The following is a 19,065-nucleotide window of genomic DNA, read 5'->3' as shown; positions in this document are numbered from 1 at the left end:
CTCGTTTTTTTATGGGCGAAAGGGGGGCTAGGGACGAGAATTTAGGGACTAGATAAGATCAAAAGAAAAGGTGGTTATTAATATTATTTATTCACTTACAATATTCTAGTTTCTAGTTTCTAGTTTCTAGTTTCTAGTTTCTAGTTTCTAGTTTCTAGTTTCTAGTTGCGAGGAGCTAGAGCTTGAGAGTTCTGCTCGCTTTTACCTAATTACTCGTACCTAGTCCCTGCTTTATAAGCACAAAAAAAGACACGCAATTTGCATCGCGTGTCTTTCTATTTTCGTTAACTAAACTCTATTGCTAGAGCATAAAATTAGTTAATTACTTTTTCTTCAGCTTGCTCAGCTTGAGAAGCTTGGATAGCCGTTAGAGCTACTGTGTAAACGATATCGTCTACTAGAGCGCCACGAGACAAGTCATTTACTGGCTTGCGCATACCTTGAAGCATTGGACCGATAGATACTAGGTCAGCAGAACGTTGAACGGCTTTGTATGTTGTGTTACCAGTGTTTAGGTCTGGGAATACAAATACAGTCGCTTTACCCGCAACAGGAGAGTTAGGTGCTTTAGAAGCAGCTACGTTTTCCATGATTGCAGCATCGTACTGAAGAGGACCATCGATCATTAGATCAGGACGTTTTGCTTGAGCAAGTTTTGTTGCTTCACGTACTTTATCAACGTCTGCGCCTTTACCAGATTCACCAGTAGAGTAAGAGATCATTGCAACGCGAGGGTCGATACCAAATGCCGCTGCAGAGTCAGCAGATTGGATAGCGATTTCAGCAAGTTGCTCAGCTGTTGGATCAGGGTTGATCGCACAGTCACCGTATACAAGAACTTGATCAGGCAGAAGCATGAAGAAGATTGAAGATACGATAGAAGCATCAGGTGCTGTTTTGATGATTTGGAATGGAGGAACGATAGTGTTTGCTGTGGTATGAACCGCACCAGACACAAGACCGTCAACTTCACCCGCTTCAAGCATCATAGTACCAAGGAATACTGAATCTTGTAGTTTCTCACGAGCCACAACTTCAGTCATGCCTTTCGCGCCACGTAGTTCAACTAAACGAGCAACGTAGTTTTCACGTACAGCTTCAGAATCGATGATTTCAACGCCAGCACCAAGTTCAACACCTTGTTGAGCAGCAACACGACGGATTTCTTCTGGGTTACCAAGAAGAACACAAGTCGCGATACCACGCTCAGCACAGATAGCCGCAGCTTTAACTGTACGAGGTTCATCACCTTCAGGAAGAACGATACGCTTAGCCGCTTTACGAGCAAATTCAGTTAACTGGTAACGGAATGCTGGTGGGCTTAGACGACGGATACCTTCAGTACCTTCAGATAGAGAGTCAATCCAAGGGCCATCAATGTGGCTAGCAACGTGTTCGTTAACAAACTCAATACGCTCTTTATCATCTGCAGGAACTTCAAGGCTGAAGCTTTGTAGATTTAGAGAAGTCTGCCAAGTGTTACCTTGCGCTGTGAAGATTGGAAGACCAGCATCTAGTGCAGGCTTACAAAGTTCAGCGATTGATTTAGGGATCTCGTAACCGCCAGTTAGTAAGATAGCACCGATTTCAACGCCGTTCATTGCAGCAAGACATGCAGCAACAATAACGTCAGGACGGTCAGCAGAAGTTACTAAAAGAGAACCTGGTTTGAAGTGCTCAATCATGTGCGGAAGAGAACGTGCACAGAAAGTGATGCTCTTAATACGACGAGTCGCGATTTCACCTTCGTTAATGATTTCAGCATTAAGGTGCTTAGCCATATCGATAGCACGCGTAGCGATTAGATCGATTTTCCAAGGCACACAACCAAGAACACGAATAGGGCTAGAGTTGAAGATTTGCATTACTTCAAGATTAGTCTTAGTCGTAGCATCTGCATCATCAAAGATTTCAGATAGGTCAGGGCGAGTACGGCCCGCTTCATCAACAGGTGCATTTAGTTTGTTGATGATAACGCCAGCGATTTGTTTGTTCTTAGTACCGCCGAAGTTAGAACATGCTACTTCGATACGCTCTTTAAGTTGAGAAGGATTATCTGTACCAGGAGTAGCTACAAACACAATCTCAGCGCCCAGAGTTTTTGCGATTTCACCATTTAATTGGTTAGCAAATGGGTGCTTACGAGTAGGAACAAGACCTTCGATAAGCGTCACATCAGTATCTTCACTGATAGACTTATAACGAGCAACGATTTCTTCTAAAAGAACATCAGTTTGATCGTTACGTAGAAGTTCTTCTGCACGAGAAACTGTTGTAGGTTCTGCTGCTTTAATATCGCTACTGCTAGTCACAATTGAAGTAGTTAGATCAGGTTGATCACCACCGTGACGAGGTTGAGAGATAGGTTTGTAAAAAGAAACGCTTACGCCTTTACGTTCCATAGAACGTAAAACACCCAAACTTGCGCTAGTTAGACCAACACCAGCACTGATTGGAACAAGCATAATAGTACGAGACATGGAAGATTCCTCTACACTATTGGGGCAAGAGACCTTATTGAAAAAATAAAGCCATAGAAAGAAAAAAGGCTAACCTAATGGCTAGCCTTTTAGGAGATATATTATAGACCAGTTAATTTAGCTGTGTCTTCTGCGATTACTAGCTCTTCGTTAGTAGAGATAACCATTGCAGGGATGCGGCTGTTTGCTGTAGTGATAGTACCTTCACCACCGAAACGTGCTTTAAGGTTAGCTTCGCTATCAACTTCGATACCGAAGATACCTAGACGGTTAAGAACCATTTCACGGATTGGAGCAGAGTTTTCACCGATGCCGCCAGTGAAAGTGATTGCGTCTAGACGACCTTCTAGAGTTGCTGTGTAACCTGCAACGTATTTAGCTAGACGGTGACAGAATACATCCATCGCACGAGTTGCTTCTTCTTTCTCACCGTAGTTGTCTTCAACGAAACGACAGTCAGAAGTCACTTGAGTTAGACCTTGTAGGCCAGACTCTTTAGTTAGCATCGTGTTGATTTGCTCAACAGAGTAACCTAGTGCGTCATGTAGGTGGAAAACGATCGCAGGATCGATATCGCCACAACGTGTACCCATTACTAGACCTTCAAGAGGAGTAAGACCCATAGAAGTGTCTACAGATTCGCCGTTCTTGATAGCACATACAGATGCGCCGTTACCTAGGTGACAGTTGATGATGTTAACTTCTTCAACTGGCTTGTTTAGTAGACCAGCAACTTCACGAGTGATGAACAGGTGAGAAGTACCGTGCATGCCGTAACGACGGATACCGTGATCTGTGTATAGGTTGTACGGTAGAGCGTATAGGTAAGACTCTGCAGGCATAGTTTGGTGGAAAGCAGTGTCAAATACAGCAACGTTTTGAAGTTCTGGGAAGTTATGCTTCGCAGCTTCGATACCGATGATGTGAGCAGGGTTATGAAGAGGTGCAAAAGTTGCAGCGTCTTGAATACCTTTAAGTACTTCGTCAGTGATTAGTGCTGACTTAGTGAATTGCTCACCACCGTGTACGATACGGTGACCGATAGCGCCTAGGTTAGCTTTAAGCTCTGGCTTAGAAGCAAGGATAGTTTCTACCATAAATGCTAGTGCTTCTTCGTGTGCTGCACCTTCACCTAGTTGAGCTTCATGCTTGCCATCAAGTTTCCACTTCATACGAGCTTCAGGAAGACCAAGACACTCAGCAAGACCAGTTAAGTGCTCAGCACCAGATTCTGCGTCAACAACCGCAAATTTAAGAGAAGAACTACCGCAGTTTAAAACTAAAACCAGCTTAGACATGTATAAATACCTATTTATTCATCAGTAATTAAAGTTATGTCGTAAATGACATAACAATGACAAATGCAGTTAATTTAAAAATTATTACCGCATTTGCATAAAAAAGTTGGCTATCCTTAGAAAGAGCATTACAGCAGTCCTTGCCGATTTATCCTATTTTAGCTTATAGTAGAACTACAGCTAAAAAATAAATCAGCGCATAGGATAACGATTGTGCGCTAAGATAACAAAAATATTTTAAGATAATATTAATTCTAATCAAGTTTATTCTCTGTTTTTTTGAATAATTAAACTTTTGTTTAGAAATTAAGGGGGCAATATGAGTGAAAATGGTTTTCTATTCCGATTTCGAGACGGCCAGACTTATATGGATGTTTGGCCTGAGCGAAAAGAGTTAGCTCCAATGTTCCCAGAGCAACGAGTGATTAAAGCCACTAAGTTTGCAGTTAAGGTAATGCCAGCCGTTGCTGTTATCAGTGTGCTGACTCAAATGGCTTTCAATAATACAGCAGGCTTGCCGCAAGCGATTATTATTGCTCTATTCGCGCTAAGTATGCCACTACAAGGATTTTGGTGGTTAGGTAATCGAGCAAATACAGTATTACCACCAGCATTAGCAAGTTGGTATCGCGAGTTATACCAGAAAATTATTGAATCAGGGGCTGCTTTAGAGCCAATGAAGAGCCAACCTCGATACAAAGAGTTAGCGAACATTTTGAATAAAGCGTTTAAGCAGTTGGATAAATCTGCATTAGAACGTTGGTTTTAATAATTTGTAACACAAAGTCGACATAATAAAAAAGGAGCTAAAATTAGCTCCTTTTTTTGATCTTCGCTTATCACTACTCTGAATAAATAAGTGCTCAGAGTAGTAAAATAGGAATTACATACGCTCTAGCGTTTCAATACCTAATAGGTCTAGACCTTGTTTGATTGTTTTAGCGGTTAGTGCAGCTAGTTTCAGGCGGCTTTGCTTAACAGCTTCGTCTTCATTGTTAAGAATTGGGCACGCTTCGTAGAAACTAGAGAATTGACCAGCAAGTTCAAATAGGTAAGCACACATTAAGTGAGGTTGACCTTCACTTGCTACTGCTTGAACTGCTTCTTCAAATTGCATTAACTTAGAAACAAGTGCTTTTTCTTTCTCGTCAGTGATCTTAACTTCACCAGTTAACTCATCCATAGACAAGCCAGCTTTGCTGAAGATAGAAGCAACACGAGTGTAAGCATATTGCATGTAAGGCGCTGTGTTGCCCTCAAATGCAAGCATGTTGTCCCAATCGAAGATGTAATCTGTCGTGCGGTGCTTAGAAAGATCAGAGTATTTAACCGCTGCCATTGCAACCGTAGTGGCAATCTTCGCTTTTTCTTCAGCAGATAGGTCTTTGTTTTTCTCTTCGATTAGTGCTGTTGCACGTTGCTCTGCTTCATCAAGAAGATCAGCAAGACGAACCGTACCACCTGCACGAGTTTTAAATGGACGACCATCTTTACCTAGCATCATACCAAACGCGTGGTGCTCTAAAGATACGCTTTCAGGAACATAGCCCGCTTTACGAACAATAGTCCACGCTTGCATTAGATGCTGGTGTTGACGTGAATCGATGAAGTAAAGAACACGATCAGCATTCAGTTCTTCGAAACGGTATTTAGCACAAGCGATGTCAGTAGTTGTGTAAAGGAAGCCACCATCACGTTTTTGAACGATAACGCCCATAGGCTCGCCATCTTTGTTCTTATATTCGTCAAGGTAAACCACTTGAGCACCATCACTCTCAACCGCTAGACCTTGTTTTTGAAGATCAGCAACGATTGGAGCAAGCATGCTGTTGTACATGCTTTCGCCCATTACGTTATCACGAGTCAGTGACACGTTTAGACGATCATAGTTGCGTTGGTTTTGAACCATAGTAACGTCAACAAGCTTCTTCCACATCTCTGCGCAGAACTCATCACCGCCTTGAAGTTTAACAACGTAACCACGTGCAGTTACTGCAAACTCTTCGTCTTCGTCATATAGTTTTTTAGATTCACGGTAGAAACCTTCAAGATCAGACAGTTCCATAGAAACTTCGCCTTTCTCTTTTTGGATGCGCTCAAGGTTTGCGATAAGCATACCAAATTGAGTACCCCAGTCACCGATGTGGTTAGCACGAGTCACGTTGTGACCTAAAAACTCAAGAGTACGAACAACAGCATCACCAATGATAGTTGAGCGTAAGTGACCAACGTGCATCTCTTTTGCAACGTTTGGCGCAGAGTAATCGGCAACGATGTTTTGTTGTTTTTCTTTAGCAACACCTAAGCGTTCATCAGCTAATGCTGCTTCTGCTTGTTTTGCTAGAAATTCTTCAGACAAGAAAATATTGATAAAGCCAGGGCCTGCAATTTCAGTTTTGCTAGCGATGCCATCAAGATCTAAAACATCCAGTACTTTCTGAGCAAATTCTCGTGGGTTAGTACCTAGTCGTTTAGCTACGCCCATAACGCCGTTAGCTTGGTAGTCACCAAATTGAGCTTTTGCAGATTGACGAACTGCGGCAGGGCTGCCTGCTGGCGCGCCGGCTGCTTCTAAGGCTTGAGATACTTTGTCGTTAATAAGTGATTGAATATTCAAAGAGTTATCCTTCATATCGCTGTTAAACAGGAATGCTGTTGCATGGAAAGCAAAATAGTCGCTAATAATAGCAATAAAACAGGGGATATTTAATAGTTTCTGCTATTTTTTCTTAAGACTCTAAACATCAAGTAAAGAGGTTGATACAATTCGGTTTCTCTTTTTTACCGTTAGGTTGCCTTCATGTCATCGTTATTATTAAAACAACAACAATTAGAGCCTCAGCAGTTAATTAATGCGTTACCTGTGTTTATGGATAGAATTCAAAGTTTACTTGATGTGTTGGGATTAGATCTTACTGACTATCAAGCGGATCATATTGCATTACGAATTAATGATCGCGGTGCCGCTGAAGCCGCTCATCAAGCGTGGTTACAACAAACTGAAGAATGGTCAAATAATGAGATTAATGGCCGCCCAATTATTGCTCTAGGCTTTAATCAACCTATCGAGGTGAGTGGTTGGTCTATTGAATGTTTAGAGTTGCCATATCCTGGTGAAAAAAGTTATCCGCAGCAAGGTTGGGAACATGTAGAGTGGGTCATCCCATGCGATGTTAATTCTCAAGAAGCGTTTCTGGAATATGTATTTAAAACGTTTCCAATGTTAGAAGAGAAGTGGGAGAGCTTGGCGTCTTTAGGCGTTAAAGTAAAACAGAGTTGTCCATCGGGTGATGCAGAGCGAATTGCAAATTATACTGTTGCTTTTAAATATCAAGGGGTATGTATTAAATTGCATCCACATAGCTTAAAAGCGGTTATCGAGAGTGAGCAGGCATAAGGCTTGATATCTCAACAATATAAAAGGCACCCAATGTAGAATTTGGATGCCTTTTTTAGGTATTTATCTATATGAAGATTTACTTCGTTAACGGTTTACATAATTCAGCAACCACTTTTAAACGTCGTTCAGGCTCTGCCACAAAAGGATTCTCTTCATCCCACGCATAACCGGCCAAAATAGCACTGATCATTTGTTTGATTTTAGGGTTTGAATCTTCATGGAAGATAACATCTTGAAATGTTCCTTCGTACCAGCCTTCTACATAGCAGCGGAACGTATTTACGCCCTTCATTAGTTTATCTGAGTAATCAACCTGCCAATTAACCTCTTCTTGGTTAAATTGTTTAATCAACGACTCAGCAGCCAACTCTGCCGATTTCATCGCAATGGTTACACCAGAAGAAAATACAGGGTCAAGAAATTCACCAGCATTACCTAAAAGTGCAAAGTTACGATCAAACAGCTTGGTGACATTGGCTGAATAACCCATGATCTCGCCACATGGATTTGGGTACTCGGCATTGACAAGTAATTGCTTGAGGTTGTTATCCTCAGTTGCCAACTGCTTTAATGCCTCGAGATTATCACTAGGGTAATCTGCAAAAAATTCAGGCTCGCCAACCACACCAAAAGAACAGGTTCCATTACTGAATGGGATTAGCCAGTACCACACTTGCGTGTTGATTGGATGGACAGAAATAAGGATTTTATCTCTGTCATAACCTTCGTTATCAATGTTGTCCGTAAGGTGAGTAAAAATGGCTTTTCGTGGTGGTAAACAAGAAGGTTCTTCTAGGTTTAACAATCTTGGTAAGACACGACCGAATCCACTCGCGTCCAAGATAAAATCTGCTTCAACTTGATAAGGGTTGCCTTGAGTATCTAATACAGAAAGGAGCGCTTTAGGTTGAGAAACATCAACATCAGTAATTTCATGTTGGTAACGAATTTCGACCCCTTGCTCTTGAGCGCTGTCAGCAAGTACTTTATCAAAGTTGCCACGCTGAACTTGGTAAGTTGTCCCTGCACCCTCTGAAAACTTATTCGTAAAATCAAATGAAGTAAACGTACCATCAAAATGAAAAGCAGCCCCGTTCTTATACTGAAAGCTGGCTTTTTCTACTGCCTCAAGCATTCCTGCTTTTTTAATTGATTCCATACAGGCAGGAAGCAAACTCTCACCAATTGAAAAGCGAGGAAATGTCGATTTCTCTAAGATGATGCAATCAATATTGTGTTTTTTTAATAACGCAGCAGCAATCGAACCCGACGGACCGGCACCAATAATAGCAACCTGAGTTGATTCTACGTTGATTGATTGTTTTGATAGCACAGGTGGCTCCTATTTAGCTCTAAGCTCAAGTAGCGTATGACCTAAACCAATATTATTAGTTTGTTCAACAACCGCAAAGCCAGCTTCTTCAATAATTTCTAAGAAATCGCTGCAACGATAGAAACGACTGTTACCGTTAGCTAAACACGTGAAGTATAGAGAGGTCGCATTTAGGCTGTATGACGCGGCATCGTATTTTTGCTCATCCCAAAATAGTTCAAGAATATAAACTTTTGCATCAGCAGACATTGCAGCACGAACACGCTTTAGAATACTTAAGATCTCCATAGGGGAGAAACAATCTAAAAATTGGCTCATCCACCAGACATCAGCGCCTTGAGGTAAAGGCAGTGTTTTATCTAGCATGTTGGTTGGATGACCATTAATACGATCAGCAAAGCCTTGTTGCTCTGCATTTTTTAGTGCCATTTCGATCTGTTGTGGCAAATCAATAATCGTGACATTCACATCTTGATCGTAGTTACAGCATTGCAGTGCCCATTTACCAGTGTTACCACCAATATCAAAAAGACGCTTAGGTTTTTTGCTTAATACTTTTTCTAATAAAATAGGGAATGAACGGTCAGAATAGAAATGATCAAACTTAAACCAGCTCTCTTTTGCTTTTTCTGGCAATCGAGATAAACCTTCATAAATAGTTGGCCAATCACCAAGTTCTTTCAAACCTGCAGGTGTACCTTCTTGAATTGCTTCTGTTAGGTGCATCATTGCGGCGTAACAAACATCAGCAGTGAAGTCTAAATTCGCATTAGTCATGCCATCGTGTAATAAAAAGTGTCCAAGATTAGCAAGTACGTAATTTGGCTCCTTCCATGTCACAATATGTGCGCTAAGTGCCATATCTAGAAGAACTTTAACGCCATATTCAGAAACGCCAGTCTCTTGAGATAATTGCACAGCGTTTAATCCTTGATCGTTTGCTTTATCTAGCGCTGCAAGAATACCAAGATCTCTGAGAGTACGAGCGGTTTGAAAAACGATAGGGGCAAAAGAGAGTTTCTGTGCTTCTGTTTTTGCTTCTAGTGCATTAAAAGGGTCATTTTTATATTGAGTCACGAAATTAGCCATATTATTAGAAGATGAAAATGATCATATCAGTGGTTGCGAGTGAAACTTTGTTCAAAAGCAAGAAACCACTGATATTTACTAAAGATCAATAGATTAGTCTATGATATTAGAAACGGTATTATCTTTGAATTCGACTCTAAAAGTATTAAATCTATTCTTCCAATATAGCCATTCACTATTATTTAAGTCAGGTGTCTTATGCTCTGGTGGGAAGCCGATCGCATATTTAACGCCTTCCTTAGTCATACCTACTTTTACAACACCGTCTTTAATTCCTTGCTGATCTAACGTACTGAGTTTTTTAATTTTTGAACTATTACATTCAGTGCCAAAATAATTACTTAGATATTTTGAAAAATCAGGAGAAGACTTATGCTTTGCCAAAGTATATTGCTTATCTGTACTGTTAATCTTAAAGGTCAAATTTTTATTTGTTACATCAACAATATTAACTTGAGTACAAACAGGGATTAGACCATCTTGTTGAAAATTAACAGAATAAAGTTTCATTCTTTTTTCATCAGGGTGGAGGTTAACCAAGGTATAAACGGGTTTATTGGTTTGAAATAAATCTTCACCTGTTACTTTATCGGTAAGGGGCATTACACTTGCACAGCCGGATAATATAAGAGCGCCAGCGGAGAGCAAGAGAGGTTTGTAAAATGACATGTTTAGTCCCTTATTATCTATTTTTATATTTATTTACCGTATGACTTGTCGCATTTGTATTTGCGCCAAGTCACTGAATTCATATATCCTATACGAGTAGGGTAACAAATTGTAATATTTTTACGACTAGATGGATATCATGGCATACGCAAATTTTAATATTATCGATTGGCACGCAATTTCTGCTGGGATAGAGACCAAAGCGGCCTGGCTGCAGTGGCAAGAAACTAATTTCACTTGGCCTGAGGGAGAAAAAGCCCCTGTCGATAAAATTCCCGCGATGGCTCGAAGAAGAATGAGCGCATTAAGTAAGCTTGCTGTTCAAACTGCGCTTACTTTAGTTCAAGAACAAGAGATTGATTATTTAATCTTTGCTAGTCGTCATGGTGAATTAACCAGAACGTGTGCTTTATTAGAAGACATTTTAAAAGGCGAAGATGCCTCTCCAATGGCGTTCTCTCAGTCGGTTCATAATACCGCCGCAGGGTTATTTACTATTACAGCTAAAAAAGCGATTCCAGTGACTTCTATTGCGGCGGGCGAAAATACATTTCACTCAGCATTAATAGAAGCGGCTGCATATTTGAGTGATAACTCGAATCATAAAGTTCTCGTTATTGACTTTGATGAGCCACTTCCTTCACATTATCAAGAATTTGAACAACAAGAATATCAAGGCTATGCATTCGGACTTATATTGAGTGCTGGTAGTGATTATTCTCTACAATGGAACAATAAACCTGCAAACAAACATTATGAGATGCCTCATGGGTTGCAATGTATTTCTAAGTTAGTAGGATCACACTCTCAATGGATGATAGAGAGCTCATTAACGCAATGGACATGGACGCATAAATAACAAATGACTTTGATTTTACGTATTGATAAATGTTGGCGAATCGCAGCTACTGGACTCTGTTTTTCTTTATTTGGAATTGGTGCGCTTTGCTTAACGTTTATTATTTTTCCGCTATTAACGTTTACAGCAAAAAATACCAAACAACGTGAAATCAGAGTTCAAGCTATAATACAAAGAAGCTTTCTTCTCTTTTGTAAGACAATGCATTATAGCCGAGCTATCCGATATCAATTTGATGGTGCAGACTTATTAAAGAATGATAAAAATTGTTTGATAATCGCAAACCATCCCAGTTTGATTGATTATGTTTTAATTGCTTCACAATTGAAGCAGTGTGATTGTATTGTCAAAGCGGCGTTATGGCATAATCCGTTTATTCGAGGGATTGTGAGAGCGGCAGGTTATATTCCAAATCGAGAGCCTGAAGCGTTTTTAGAAGAGTGCTCAGAAAAATTAAATTCTGGAAATGTATTATTGGTTTTTCCAGAAGGTACTCGAACGACACCGGGTATCACATCGAAGCTTCAGCGTGGTGCTGCTCAAATAGCAGTGCGTAGTGAAAGTGATTTACGTATTGTTCATGTGTCAGTGACACCCAGCTTCTTAACCAAAGAAGCAAAATGGTATCAAGTACCAGATGTTCGTCCTTTTTTTCATATTGAAGTGAAAGAAAAGGTCGCCATTGCCCCTTTTATTGAAGACGCTGATTCATCATCCTCAGCGGCTCGAAACGTAAATCGATTTTTAGATACAGCCTTGTATCCACAAAATGAATTTAATACATCAAAAGAGAATAAGTAGGTCATTGATGGAAGCATTACACAACGAAATTAAACTATTAATTATTGAAGCGCTTAATTTAGAAGATATCTCAGTAGATGATATTGAAACAGATGCACCATTGTTTGGTGATGGCTTAGGGTTAGATTCTATCGATGCTCTAGAATTAGGCTTAGCAATTAAGAAAAAATACAGCTTAGTATTAGATGCTGACGATACTCAAACTCGTGAACATTTTGCGTCAGTAGCAAACTTAGCTGCATATATTACTGCAAATAAAGCGTAAGAGAGTAAGTCATGACAGATGTAAATAGAGAGCAAGTATTAGAGCAAGTGACTGCGGCATTAGTTGAATTATTTGAAATCGATGAAGCAGATATTACGCCAGAAGCTCAGTTATATACTGATCTAGATTTAGACAGTATTGATGCTGTTGATTTAGTGGTTCACTTACAAAAAGTAACAGGCAAAAAAATCAAGCCAGAAGAGTTTAAAGAAGTTCGCACCGTTGATGACGTGGTTAACTCTGTAGCAGCGCTTCTAAAATAATGCGTTGGCTGACGGTATTGTCAGCCATTGCACTGCTTGCTTACCCGCTAGCGGTTTACTACGGTCTTCACTTTGGTGGAATTACGACAGTAGCAGGCGTGCTAGCGGTGTTGTTTCTGGTGCGAATGGTTGGTGGAAAACAAGTTCCAATAAAAGAGCTTAAATACATTGCAATGGTCAGTGGTGGAGCAGGGATTATTCTTGCTGGCTTAGGCTGGTTATTTCGATCAGAAGGGTGGTTTACGTTTTACCCTGTGATCGTTAACGTAGTGATGTTTACTGTCTTTTTTTGGACACTATCTCAACCTCAAAGCATGATTGAACGCTTTGCTCGCCTTCAAGAACCTGATCTTCCACCGAGTGGCGTTGCCTACACTAGAACCGTAACCAAAGTGTGGTGTGTTTTTTTTGTAATTAACGGTTCTATTTCACTCTCTACTTGTTTTTTAGATATGAAAGTATGGATGTTGTACAACGGTTTTATTAGCTATTTATTGATAGGGACTTTATTTGTCACTGAATGGCTAGTGCGTCAATGGATAAAGAGAAAAGAAGCATGACCTACACAGCACTTTCCCATCTTACCAATCAAGAAAATCTAACTCATAATGTGTGCTTTGATGAGCAGCACAGTTACGTGAGTTATGAGCAATTTCAGCATGATGTGCAACGGGTGTGTGGTTATTTATCTCATCAACCAGAAAAAAAATGGGCATTATGTTTTGACGACAGCTACCAGTTTGCCGTCTCTTTTCTTGCTTTAGCTCATGCTGGAAAACACATTATTTTACCAGGTAATCATCAACCTGCGGCACTAACCGAATTATCTGAACATTTTGATGCCTTGTTGCATGATGACATAATTCAAGTCATGCCATGCGAACATCATTGTCATTATCAAACCATTAGCGATAATGTCATAAGCGTATTATCCCCATTAGTGTTAGGTAACATCTGCCTTACTTTATTCACTTCTGGTTCTACTGATACTCCAAAACCAATCGAAAAAACATTGCAGTTATTGAGTAATGAAATTCAGCAGTTAGAGCAATTATGGGGTGACAAGCTAGACGCGACTGAGATTTATAGCACCGTTTCTCATCAACATATTTATGGTTTGTTATTTCGAGTGTTATGGCCATTGTGTGCTAGACGCGCGTTCTGTCGAACAAATTTCATTTACCCTGAGCAAATTTTATCCCATCAACCTGATCATAAGAAAACACTCATTTGCAGCCCTGCATTATTAAAACGTCTTGCTGATCATGAAGGTTACAATCGCTACCAAATGGTTTTTTCTTCAGGTGGTCCTTTAGCTATTGAAGGGGCAGAGCAGAGTGAAATAAAACTCTCTTTACGTCCATTTGAAGTCTACGGCAGTACCGAAACCGGCGGAATCGGTTATCGCCAACAAATAGAACCAACATCGCTTTGGACATTCTTTCCATCTCATCAAACTCGCTTAAATATTGAGCATTGCCTAGAATTGTTATCTCCTTTTATTGATGAATCATTATGGTATCCGACCAGTGATTACTGTGATTTGTTGGATAATGGACAATTCATACTAAAAGGGCGAATTGATAGAGTCATCAAAATTGAAGAAAAACGATTATCACTTACTGAAGTTGAAAAGCGTTTAATGCAACTAGAATGGATTGATGAAGCGGTCGTGATCCCTATGGAAGAAGCCAAACGTACTGTATTAGGTGCGGTTATTGTTCTTTCAGATACTGGGAACAAATTAATGCGACAGGGCTCTAAAGGTAAGTTTTGGTTAAAATTACGCTCTGAATTAAGAGAGTGGCTAGAGCCTGTAGGTATCCCACGTCGTTTTAGAGCGGTTGAAGAGATCCCATTAAATAGTCAAGGTAAACGTCAAATGCACGATCTACAGCAGCTATTTAATGATGTTAATGATTAAAAGAAGTACTCATGACAAAACGTAAACCGACCATTATTTCTACGGAAATAGACACAGAAGATCAAAATCAGCCAAGTGTTGTTATTACAATGCGTGTGGATGATGACATTTTGGATTTTACAGGGCATTTTCTTGGCCATCCATTATTACCAGGAGTTACTCAGGTAGATTGGGCGATTTATTATGGTCAGATGCATCTACAAGCAAATTCTATTTTTCAAGGCATGGAAGTTTTAAAATTTCAAGAGCCAATTTTACCTAATACAGAAGTTGAACTAGAGCTTCGTTGGGTAAAAGACAAAGAAAAACTGTATTTTGCTTTTAGTTCTAAACAAGGCGAGAGTGTGAGTAAACATTCCTCTGGCCGAATTTTATTAGGACAATAACATGACAACCTTCCGTCCTTGTTTTCTTATTCCTTGTTATAACCACGGCAAAACAGTTCCAGCAGTGGTGAAATCATTACTCAGTTTTGGTTATCCAATGTTGATTGTTGATGATGGCAGCAATAGAGAAACAAAACAGATATTAATGGATGTAGCGGCAAGTAATAAAGGAGTAACCTTAATTACATTAGCTGAGAATCAAGGCAAAGGCGGAGCTGTAATTGCAGGGATAGAAGCTGCGTATCAGCAAAGCTTCAGCCATGCGATTCAAATTGATGCTGACGGTCAACATGATTTAGAAGCATTACCTAAGCTGATTCAAGAATCACAAGCTCATCCCACAGCGTTGATCTCTGGCCAACCAATCTATGATGAAAGCGTGCCTAAATCTCGCTTGTATGGGCGCTATGTTACTCATGTTTGGGTATGGATAGAGACGCTCTCTTTTGCGATTAAAGACAGTATGTGTGGTTTTCGTTCTTATCCAATAGGGCCAACTATTAGCGTTCTTGAGCGTGCTGTTTTGGGGCAAAGAATGGATTTCGATACTGAGATCATGGTTCGTATGTATTGGAATGATACGGATATCCGTTTTATTAATACTCGCGTGATTTATCCTGAAGATGGTATTTCTCATTTTGATGCTTTATGGGATAACGTCAAAATCAGTTGGATGCACACAAAGTTATTTTTTGGCATGTTGCCGCGGATCCCATCATTACTAAAACGAAAACCAATACAGGATGATCATTGGTCGTCTCATGCAGAGCGTGGCACTATTCTTGGAATGCAAGTGTTGTTGTGGGTTTACTCTACTTTTGGTCGTCATGTTTTCTCGTTATTGCTAAAACCCGTTATGGCGTATTACTACTTACGTGGTGGCCCTGTAAAACAAGCATCTGATGATTTTATTCAACAAGTAAATGCTTATGCACGAGTAAAAAATATTACGTTGCCTGAAAAATTATCTCCATATCGTCACCTAGTTTCATTTGGTGAAACCATGTTAGATAAATTGGCAGCATGGCGTGGCGATTTTTCTGAGAAGAATTTAGTTGTGCATGGTACTGAGCATTATGAAGCGTTATCCAAACGAGAAAAAGGCATTGTAATGCTAGGTTCTCATTTGGGTAATTTAGAGTTATGTCGTGCTCTGAGTCGTCGACATAAAGATCTTAAAATTAATGCTTTGGTGTTTACTGAGCACGCAGAGCGTTTTAATGCAGTAATGAAAGCGGTTAATCCTCAATCTGAAGTTAATGTGATTCAAGTCAGTAAAATGGGCCCTGATACCGCTATTTTATTACAACAAAAAATAGATGCAGGTGAGTGGATTGTTATTGTGGGTGACCGCACCTCCGTTACTAAAGAAGATCGTGTTATTTGGGCGGACTTCTTAGGTAAACCAGCACCGTTTCCACAGGGGCCATTTATGTTGGCGTCTATTTTAAAGCAACCGGTTTATTTGATGTTTGGATTACGTGACGATACACAAAAAGATCCACGTTTTGATGTGTATTTTGAACCGTTTTCAGAACAAATTATTTTACCTCGTGGACAGCGAGAAGAGGCTTTGCAAGAAGTCGTACAAAATTATGCCCAACGCTTGGAGCATTTCACATTAAAGGCACCATCACAGTGGTATAACTTTTTTAATTTTTGGCAGTTAACTGGAAAGAAAGATGACAACTAATTCAATTACATTTGGTAAGGGACGTCTGACGATTGAAGACGTTGTTGAGATTGCAAATGGTGCAGATGCACAATTAAATAACGCTGACGAATTCACTGCTAAAATTGATCGTGGTGTTGAGTTCCTTGAGCGACTTCTAAAAGAAGAAGGCGTTATCTATGGCGTAACAACGGGTTATGGTGATTCTTGTACGGTTGCGATCCCTATGGATTTAGTGGATGAGCTGCCATTACATTTAACTCGTTTTCATGGCTGTGGTTTAGGCGAAAACCTAGATGAACAACAATCTCGTGCGGTATTAGCCACTCGTTTGTGTTCTTTATCTCAAGGTGTCTCAGGCGTCACTCACGATTTGTTAAATCAAATTGTTACCTTAATTAATCACGGAATTTCACCGCGCATTCCTCAAGAAGGCTCAGTGGGCGCAAGTGGCGATTTAACCCCACTTTCTTACCTTGCTGCAGCATTAATAGGTGAACGTGAAGTTATCTATAAAGGTGAAATTCGCGCAACTGCCGATGTGTTTAAAGAGCTAAACATCACACCGATTAAGCTAAAACCAAAAGAAGGTTTAGCATTAATGAACGGTACATCAGTAATGACGGCATTGGCGTGTTTAGCGTATAAACGTGCAGAATACTTAGCGCAAATGGCAACGAAGATCACCGCAATGGTATCTGTTGGCATGCAGGGTAACGACTTCCATTTTGATGAGGCTTTATTTGCTGTAAAACCGCATCCGGGCCAACAACAAATTGCGTCATGGTTACGTTCTGATTTACACAATGAAACGCCACCAAGAAACAGTGATCGTCTACAAGACCGTTATTCTCTACGTTGTGCGCCACACGTGATTGGTGTTCTTCAAGATAGCCTACCGTTCTTACGTCAAATGATTGAGAATGAACTGAACAGCGCTAACGATAACCCAATTATTGATGGTGATAATGAGCGTGTTCTTCATGGCGGTCATTTCTACGGTGGTCACATTGCGATGGCGATGGACATGCTAAAAACAGCGGTTGCTAACATTGCTGATCTACTGGATCGTCAAATGGCACAGTTAATGGATTACAAATTTAATAACGGCTTACCATTTAACCTGACTGGCGCAACTGGCGCTCGCAAACCAATTAACCATGGTTTTAAAGCGGTACAAATTGGTATCTCAGCATGGACGGCAGAAGCGCTAAAAGGCACGATGCCAGCAAGTGTATTCTCGCGTTCAACAGAGTGTCATAACCAAGATAAAGTAAGCATGGGAACTATTGCTTCACGTGATTGTTTACGTGTACTTCAACTGACAGAGCAAGTTACCTCTGCTTCTCTACTAGCGGCGACTCAAGCGTTAGTACTACGCGAGAGACAAGGCGAGTTAAGTGATGATGAGCTAAGTGTTGAGCTGAAAACCATGCGTGATGCCGTGTTGTCAGAGTTTACCTTTGTAGATGAAGATCGTCCGTTAGAGCAAGACTTACGTAACTTCATTGATAAAATCCAACAACAACATTGGACGCTATACTAATGTCAAACTCTGTAGTTAATGCTGAAGGTGCTGAAGGGAATACTCACGTATTAAGTGCAGAAGTGTTGATCACCACCGCCTTTCAGGATGCAGATCCTATGGGCGTGGTGTATCACGGTAATTATTTTCGTTTCTTCGAAAAAGCACGCCATGAAATGCTTGAGAAGATAGGGTATAGCTACCGAGATATGATGGCGTCAGGCTATGTTTGGCCCATCATTGACACTCGTGTGAAATATGTAAAATCCATTCCTTATGATCACACCATTCGCGTGGTGGCAACATTAACAGAATGGGAAAATCGTATGCGTGTAGATTACGTCATTTATGATGCCGACTCAGGCGTTAGAATGACAAAAGCTCATACGATGCAAGTCGCTGTTTCAATTGAAACTGAAGAGATGTGTTTTGTATCACCTCGTATATTTACGGATAAAGTAGAGGCCTACCAACATGGTTAATCGTCAACATCGCTGTGCATTATGGATTGCTGCGATCTTTTTATTGTTTAGCGTGAATAGCTTTGCTTTTGGCATTAGTGATTTACAACAGCAATTAGCGCAATCGACACTGGTTCGTGGTGAGTTTCAGCAAGTTCGAACCATGCAGATGTTTAATCAGCCTTTATCGACATCAGGCACTTTTTTGTTGGATCATGAAAAAGGGCTGTTGTGGCAACAAACCAAGCCATTTCCAATTAATCTAACATTAACTCAGAACAAACTTCGCCAGTCTATTAATGGTGAAGCTCAAGTAATGAATGATTCTGAGAACCCGATGGCTTTCTATTTTACGCGTCTATTCTTGTCTCTATTTAAAGGCGATACCGATGCGATAAAAGAGAATTTTACATTGCAACTCTCAGGCGAGAAAGACGTTTGGACATTGTTACTTATACCAAAAACTTCGCCAATCGATAGTGTATTTAAATCGATTAAAATTGAAGGTGGGCAGTATCTGAACCGAGTCGTATTAAGCGAAGTTCGTGGTGATGTTACTGAAATGGTATTTACTCAACAATCCACTCAACCAAACACCTTAACTGAAAAAGAGTTAGCTGCATTTGCCTTCTAACGGAAT

At 40.3% G+C, this 19,065-nt stretch carries 19 protein-coding genes; 13 read left to right on the top strand and 6 right to left on the bottom strand.

Annotated features, from left to right (window positions below; genetic code table 11):
- Positions 1–314: 314 nt before the first annotated feature.
- Complete coding sequence (gene pta / locus ED622_RS15680) at positions 315–2,480, bottom strand: phosphate acetyltransferase (protein WP_060990454.1); 2,166 nt, start codon at positions 2,478–2,480, stop codon at positions 315–317.
- A gap of 101 nt (positions 2,481–2,581) precedes the next feature.
- Complete coding sequence (locus ED622_RS15675; protein ID WP_061001859.1) at positions 2,582–3,778, bottom strand: acetate kinase; 1,197 nt, start codon at positions 3,776–3,778, stop codon at positions 2,582–2,584.
- Positions 3,779–4,097: 319 nt separating this feature from the next.
- On the opposite strand from ED622_RS15675, the gene yfbV reads away from it, so the two are divergent.
- On the top strand, positions 4,098–4,547 hold the full coding sequence (gene yfbV / locus ED622_RS15670; protein WP_045101574.1) for a terminus macrodomain insulation protein YfbV: 450 nt from the start codon (positions 4,098–4,100) through the stop codon (positions 4,545–4,547).
- A gap of 114 nt (positions 4,548–4,661) precedes the next feature.
- Here the strand turns inward: yfbV and argS are convergent, their stop codons facing one another.
- Entirely contained in the window at positions 4,662–6,395 is a 1,734-nt protein-coding gene (argS, locus tag ED622_RS15665; RefSeq protein ID WP_045101575.1) for an arginine--tRNA ligase, read from the bottom strand.
- A 183-nt stretch (positions 6,396–6,578) separates the two neighbouring features.
- Here argS and ED622_RS15660 point away from each other — a divergent pair, with 183 nt between their 5' ends.
- Positions 6,579–7,175: a VOC family protein gene (locus ED622_RS15660; RefSeq protein WP_122035624.1), complete on the top strand. Its 597-nt coding sequence runs from the start codon at positions 6,579–6,581 to the stop codon at positions 7,173–7,175.
- Positions 7,176–7,254: 79 nt separating this feature from the next.
- Here the strand turns inward: ED622_RS15660 and ED622_RS15655 are convergent, their stop codons facing one another.
- From ED622_RS15655 to ED622_RS15645, 3 genes are all read right to left on the bottom strand, one after another.
- The gene (locus ED622_RS15655) at positions 7,255–8,493 is read right to left on the bottom strand and encodes an NAD(P)/FAD-dependent oxidoreductase (RefSeq protein ID WP_122036147.1); all 1,239 of its coding nucleotides are present in this window, start codon (positions 8,491–8,493) and stop codon (positions 7,255–7,257) included.
- A 27-nt stretch (positions 8,494–8,520) separates the two neighbouring features.
- Positions 8,521–9,588: a methyltransferase gene (locus tag ED622_RS15650; protein ID WP_122035622.1), complete on the bottom strand. Its 1,068-nt coding sequence runs from the start codon at positions 9,586–9,588 to the stop codon at positions 8,521–8,523.
- Between the two features lie 105 nt (positions 9,589–9,693).
- A complete protein-coding gene (locus tag ED622_RS15645; protein WP_122035620.1) occupies positions 9,694–10,269 on the bottom strand; it encodes a hypothetical protein in 576 nt (191 codons plus the stop codon).
- A 139-nt stretch (positions 10,270–10,408) separates the two neighbouring features.
- Between ED622_RS15645 and ED622_RS15640 the strand changes: the two genes are divergently transcribed.
- Genes ED622_RS15640 through ED622_RS15590 form a run of 11 tightly spaced genes read left to right on the top strand, consistent with a single transcriptional unit; the run spans position 10,409 to position 19,059 of the window.
- Entirely contained in the window at positions 10,409–11,128 is a 720-nt protein-coding gene (locus ED622_RS15640) for a beta-ketoacyl synthase chain length factor (RefSeq protein ID WP_162922535.1), read from the top strand.
- 3 nt (positions 11,129–11,131) lie between these two features.
- Positions 11,132–11,929, top strand: a complete 798-nt coding sequence (locus ED622_RS15635) for a 1-acyl-sn-glycerol-3-phosphate acyltransferase (protein WP_122035616.1) — start codon at positions 11,132–11,134, stop codon at positions 11,927–11,929.
- Positions 11,930–11,936: 7 nt separating this feature from the next.
- Positions 11,937–12,194: a phosphopantetheine-binding protein gene (locus ED622_RS15630; RefSeq protein ID WP_242504782.1), complete on the top strand. Its 258-nt coding sequence runs from the start codon at positions 11,937–11,939 to the stop codon at positions 12,192–12,194.
- Positions 12,195–12,205: 11 nt separating this feature from the next.
- Entirely contained in the window at positions 12,206–12,457 is a 252-nt protein-coding gene (locus ED622_RS15625) for an acyl carrier protein (RefSeq protein ID WP_122035612.1), read from the top strand.
- A complete protein-coding gene (locus tag ED622_RS15620; protein ID WP_122035610.1) occupies positions 12,457–13,017 on the top strand; it encodes a hypothetical protein in 561 nt (186 codons plus the stop codon). The genes ED622_RS15625 and ED622_RS15620 overlap by 1 nt, the downstream gene beginning before the upstream one ends.
- Entirely contained in the window at positions 12,993–14,381 is a 1,389-nt protein-coding gene (locus tag ED622_RS15615; RefSeq protein ID WP_162922559.1) for an AMP-binding protein, read from the top strand. Before ED622_RS15620 ends, ED622_RS15615 begins: the two co-directional genes overlap by 25 nt.
- 11 nt (positions 14,382–14,392) lie before the next feature.
- Positions 14,393–14,767, top strand: a complete 375-nt coding sequence (locus ED622_RS15610; RefSeq protein ID WP_122035605.1) for a 3-hydroxyacyl-ACP dehydratase — start codon at positions 14,393–14,395, stop codon at positions 14,765–14,767.
- A gap of 1 nt (position 14,768) precedes the next feature.
- Entirely contained in the window at positions 14,769–16,460 is a 1,692-nt protein-coding gene (locus ED622_RS15605) for a glycosyltransferase (RefSeq protein WP_122035603.1), read from the top strand.
- Positions 16,450–17,985: a histidine ammonia-lyase gene (gene hutH / locus ED622_RS15600; protein ID WP_122035601.1), complete on the top strand. Its 1,536-nt coding sequence runs from the start codon at positions 16,450–16,452 to the stop codon at positions 17,983–17,985. The genes ED622_RS15605 and hutH overlap by 11 nt, the downstream gene beginning before the upstream one ends.
- Positions 17,985–18,446, top strand: a complete 462-nt coding sequence (locus ED622_RS15595; RefSeq protein ID WP_122035598.1) for a thioesterase family protein — start codon at positions 17,985–17,987, stop codon at positions 18,444–18,446. The genes hutH and ED622_RS15595 overlap by 1 nt, the downstream gene beginning before the upstream one ends.
- Positions 18,439–19,059, top strand: coding sequence for an outer membrane lipoprotein carrier protein LolA (locus ED622_RS15590; protein ID WP_122035596.1), 621 nt, complete (start codon positions 18,439–18,441; stop codon positions 19,057–19,059). The genes ED622_RS15595 and ED622_RS15590 overlap by 8 nt, the downstream gene beginning before the upstream one ends.
- The last annotated feature ends 6 nt before the right edge of the window (positions 19,060–19,065 follow it).

This window comes from Aliivibrio sp. EL58 (assembly GCF_900312675.1).
Taxonomy (GTDB): Bacteria; Pseudomonadota; Gammaproteobacteria; order Enterobacterales; family Vibrionaceae; genus Aliivibrio.
This window is presented reverse-complemented; position numbering and strand designations above follow the sequence as displayed.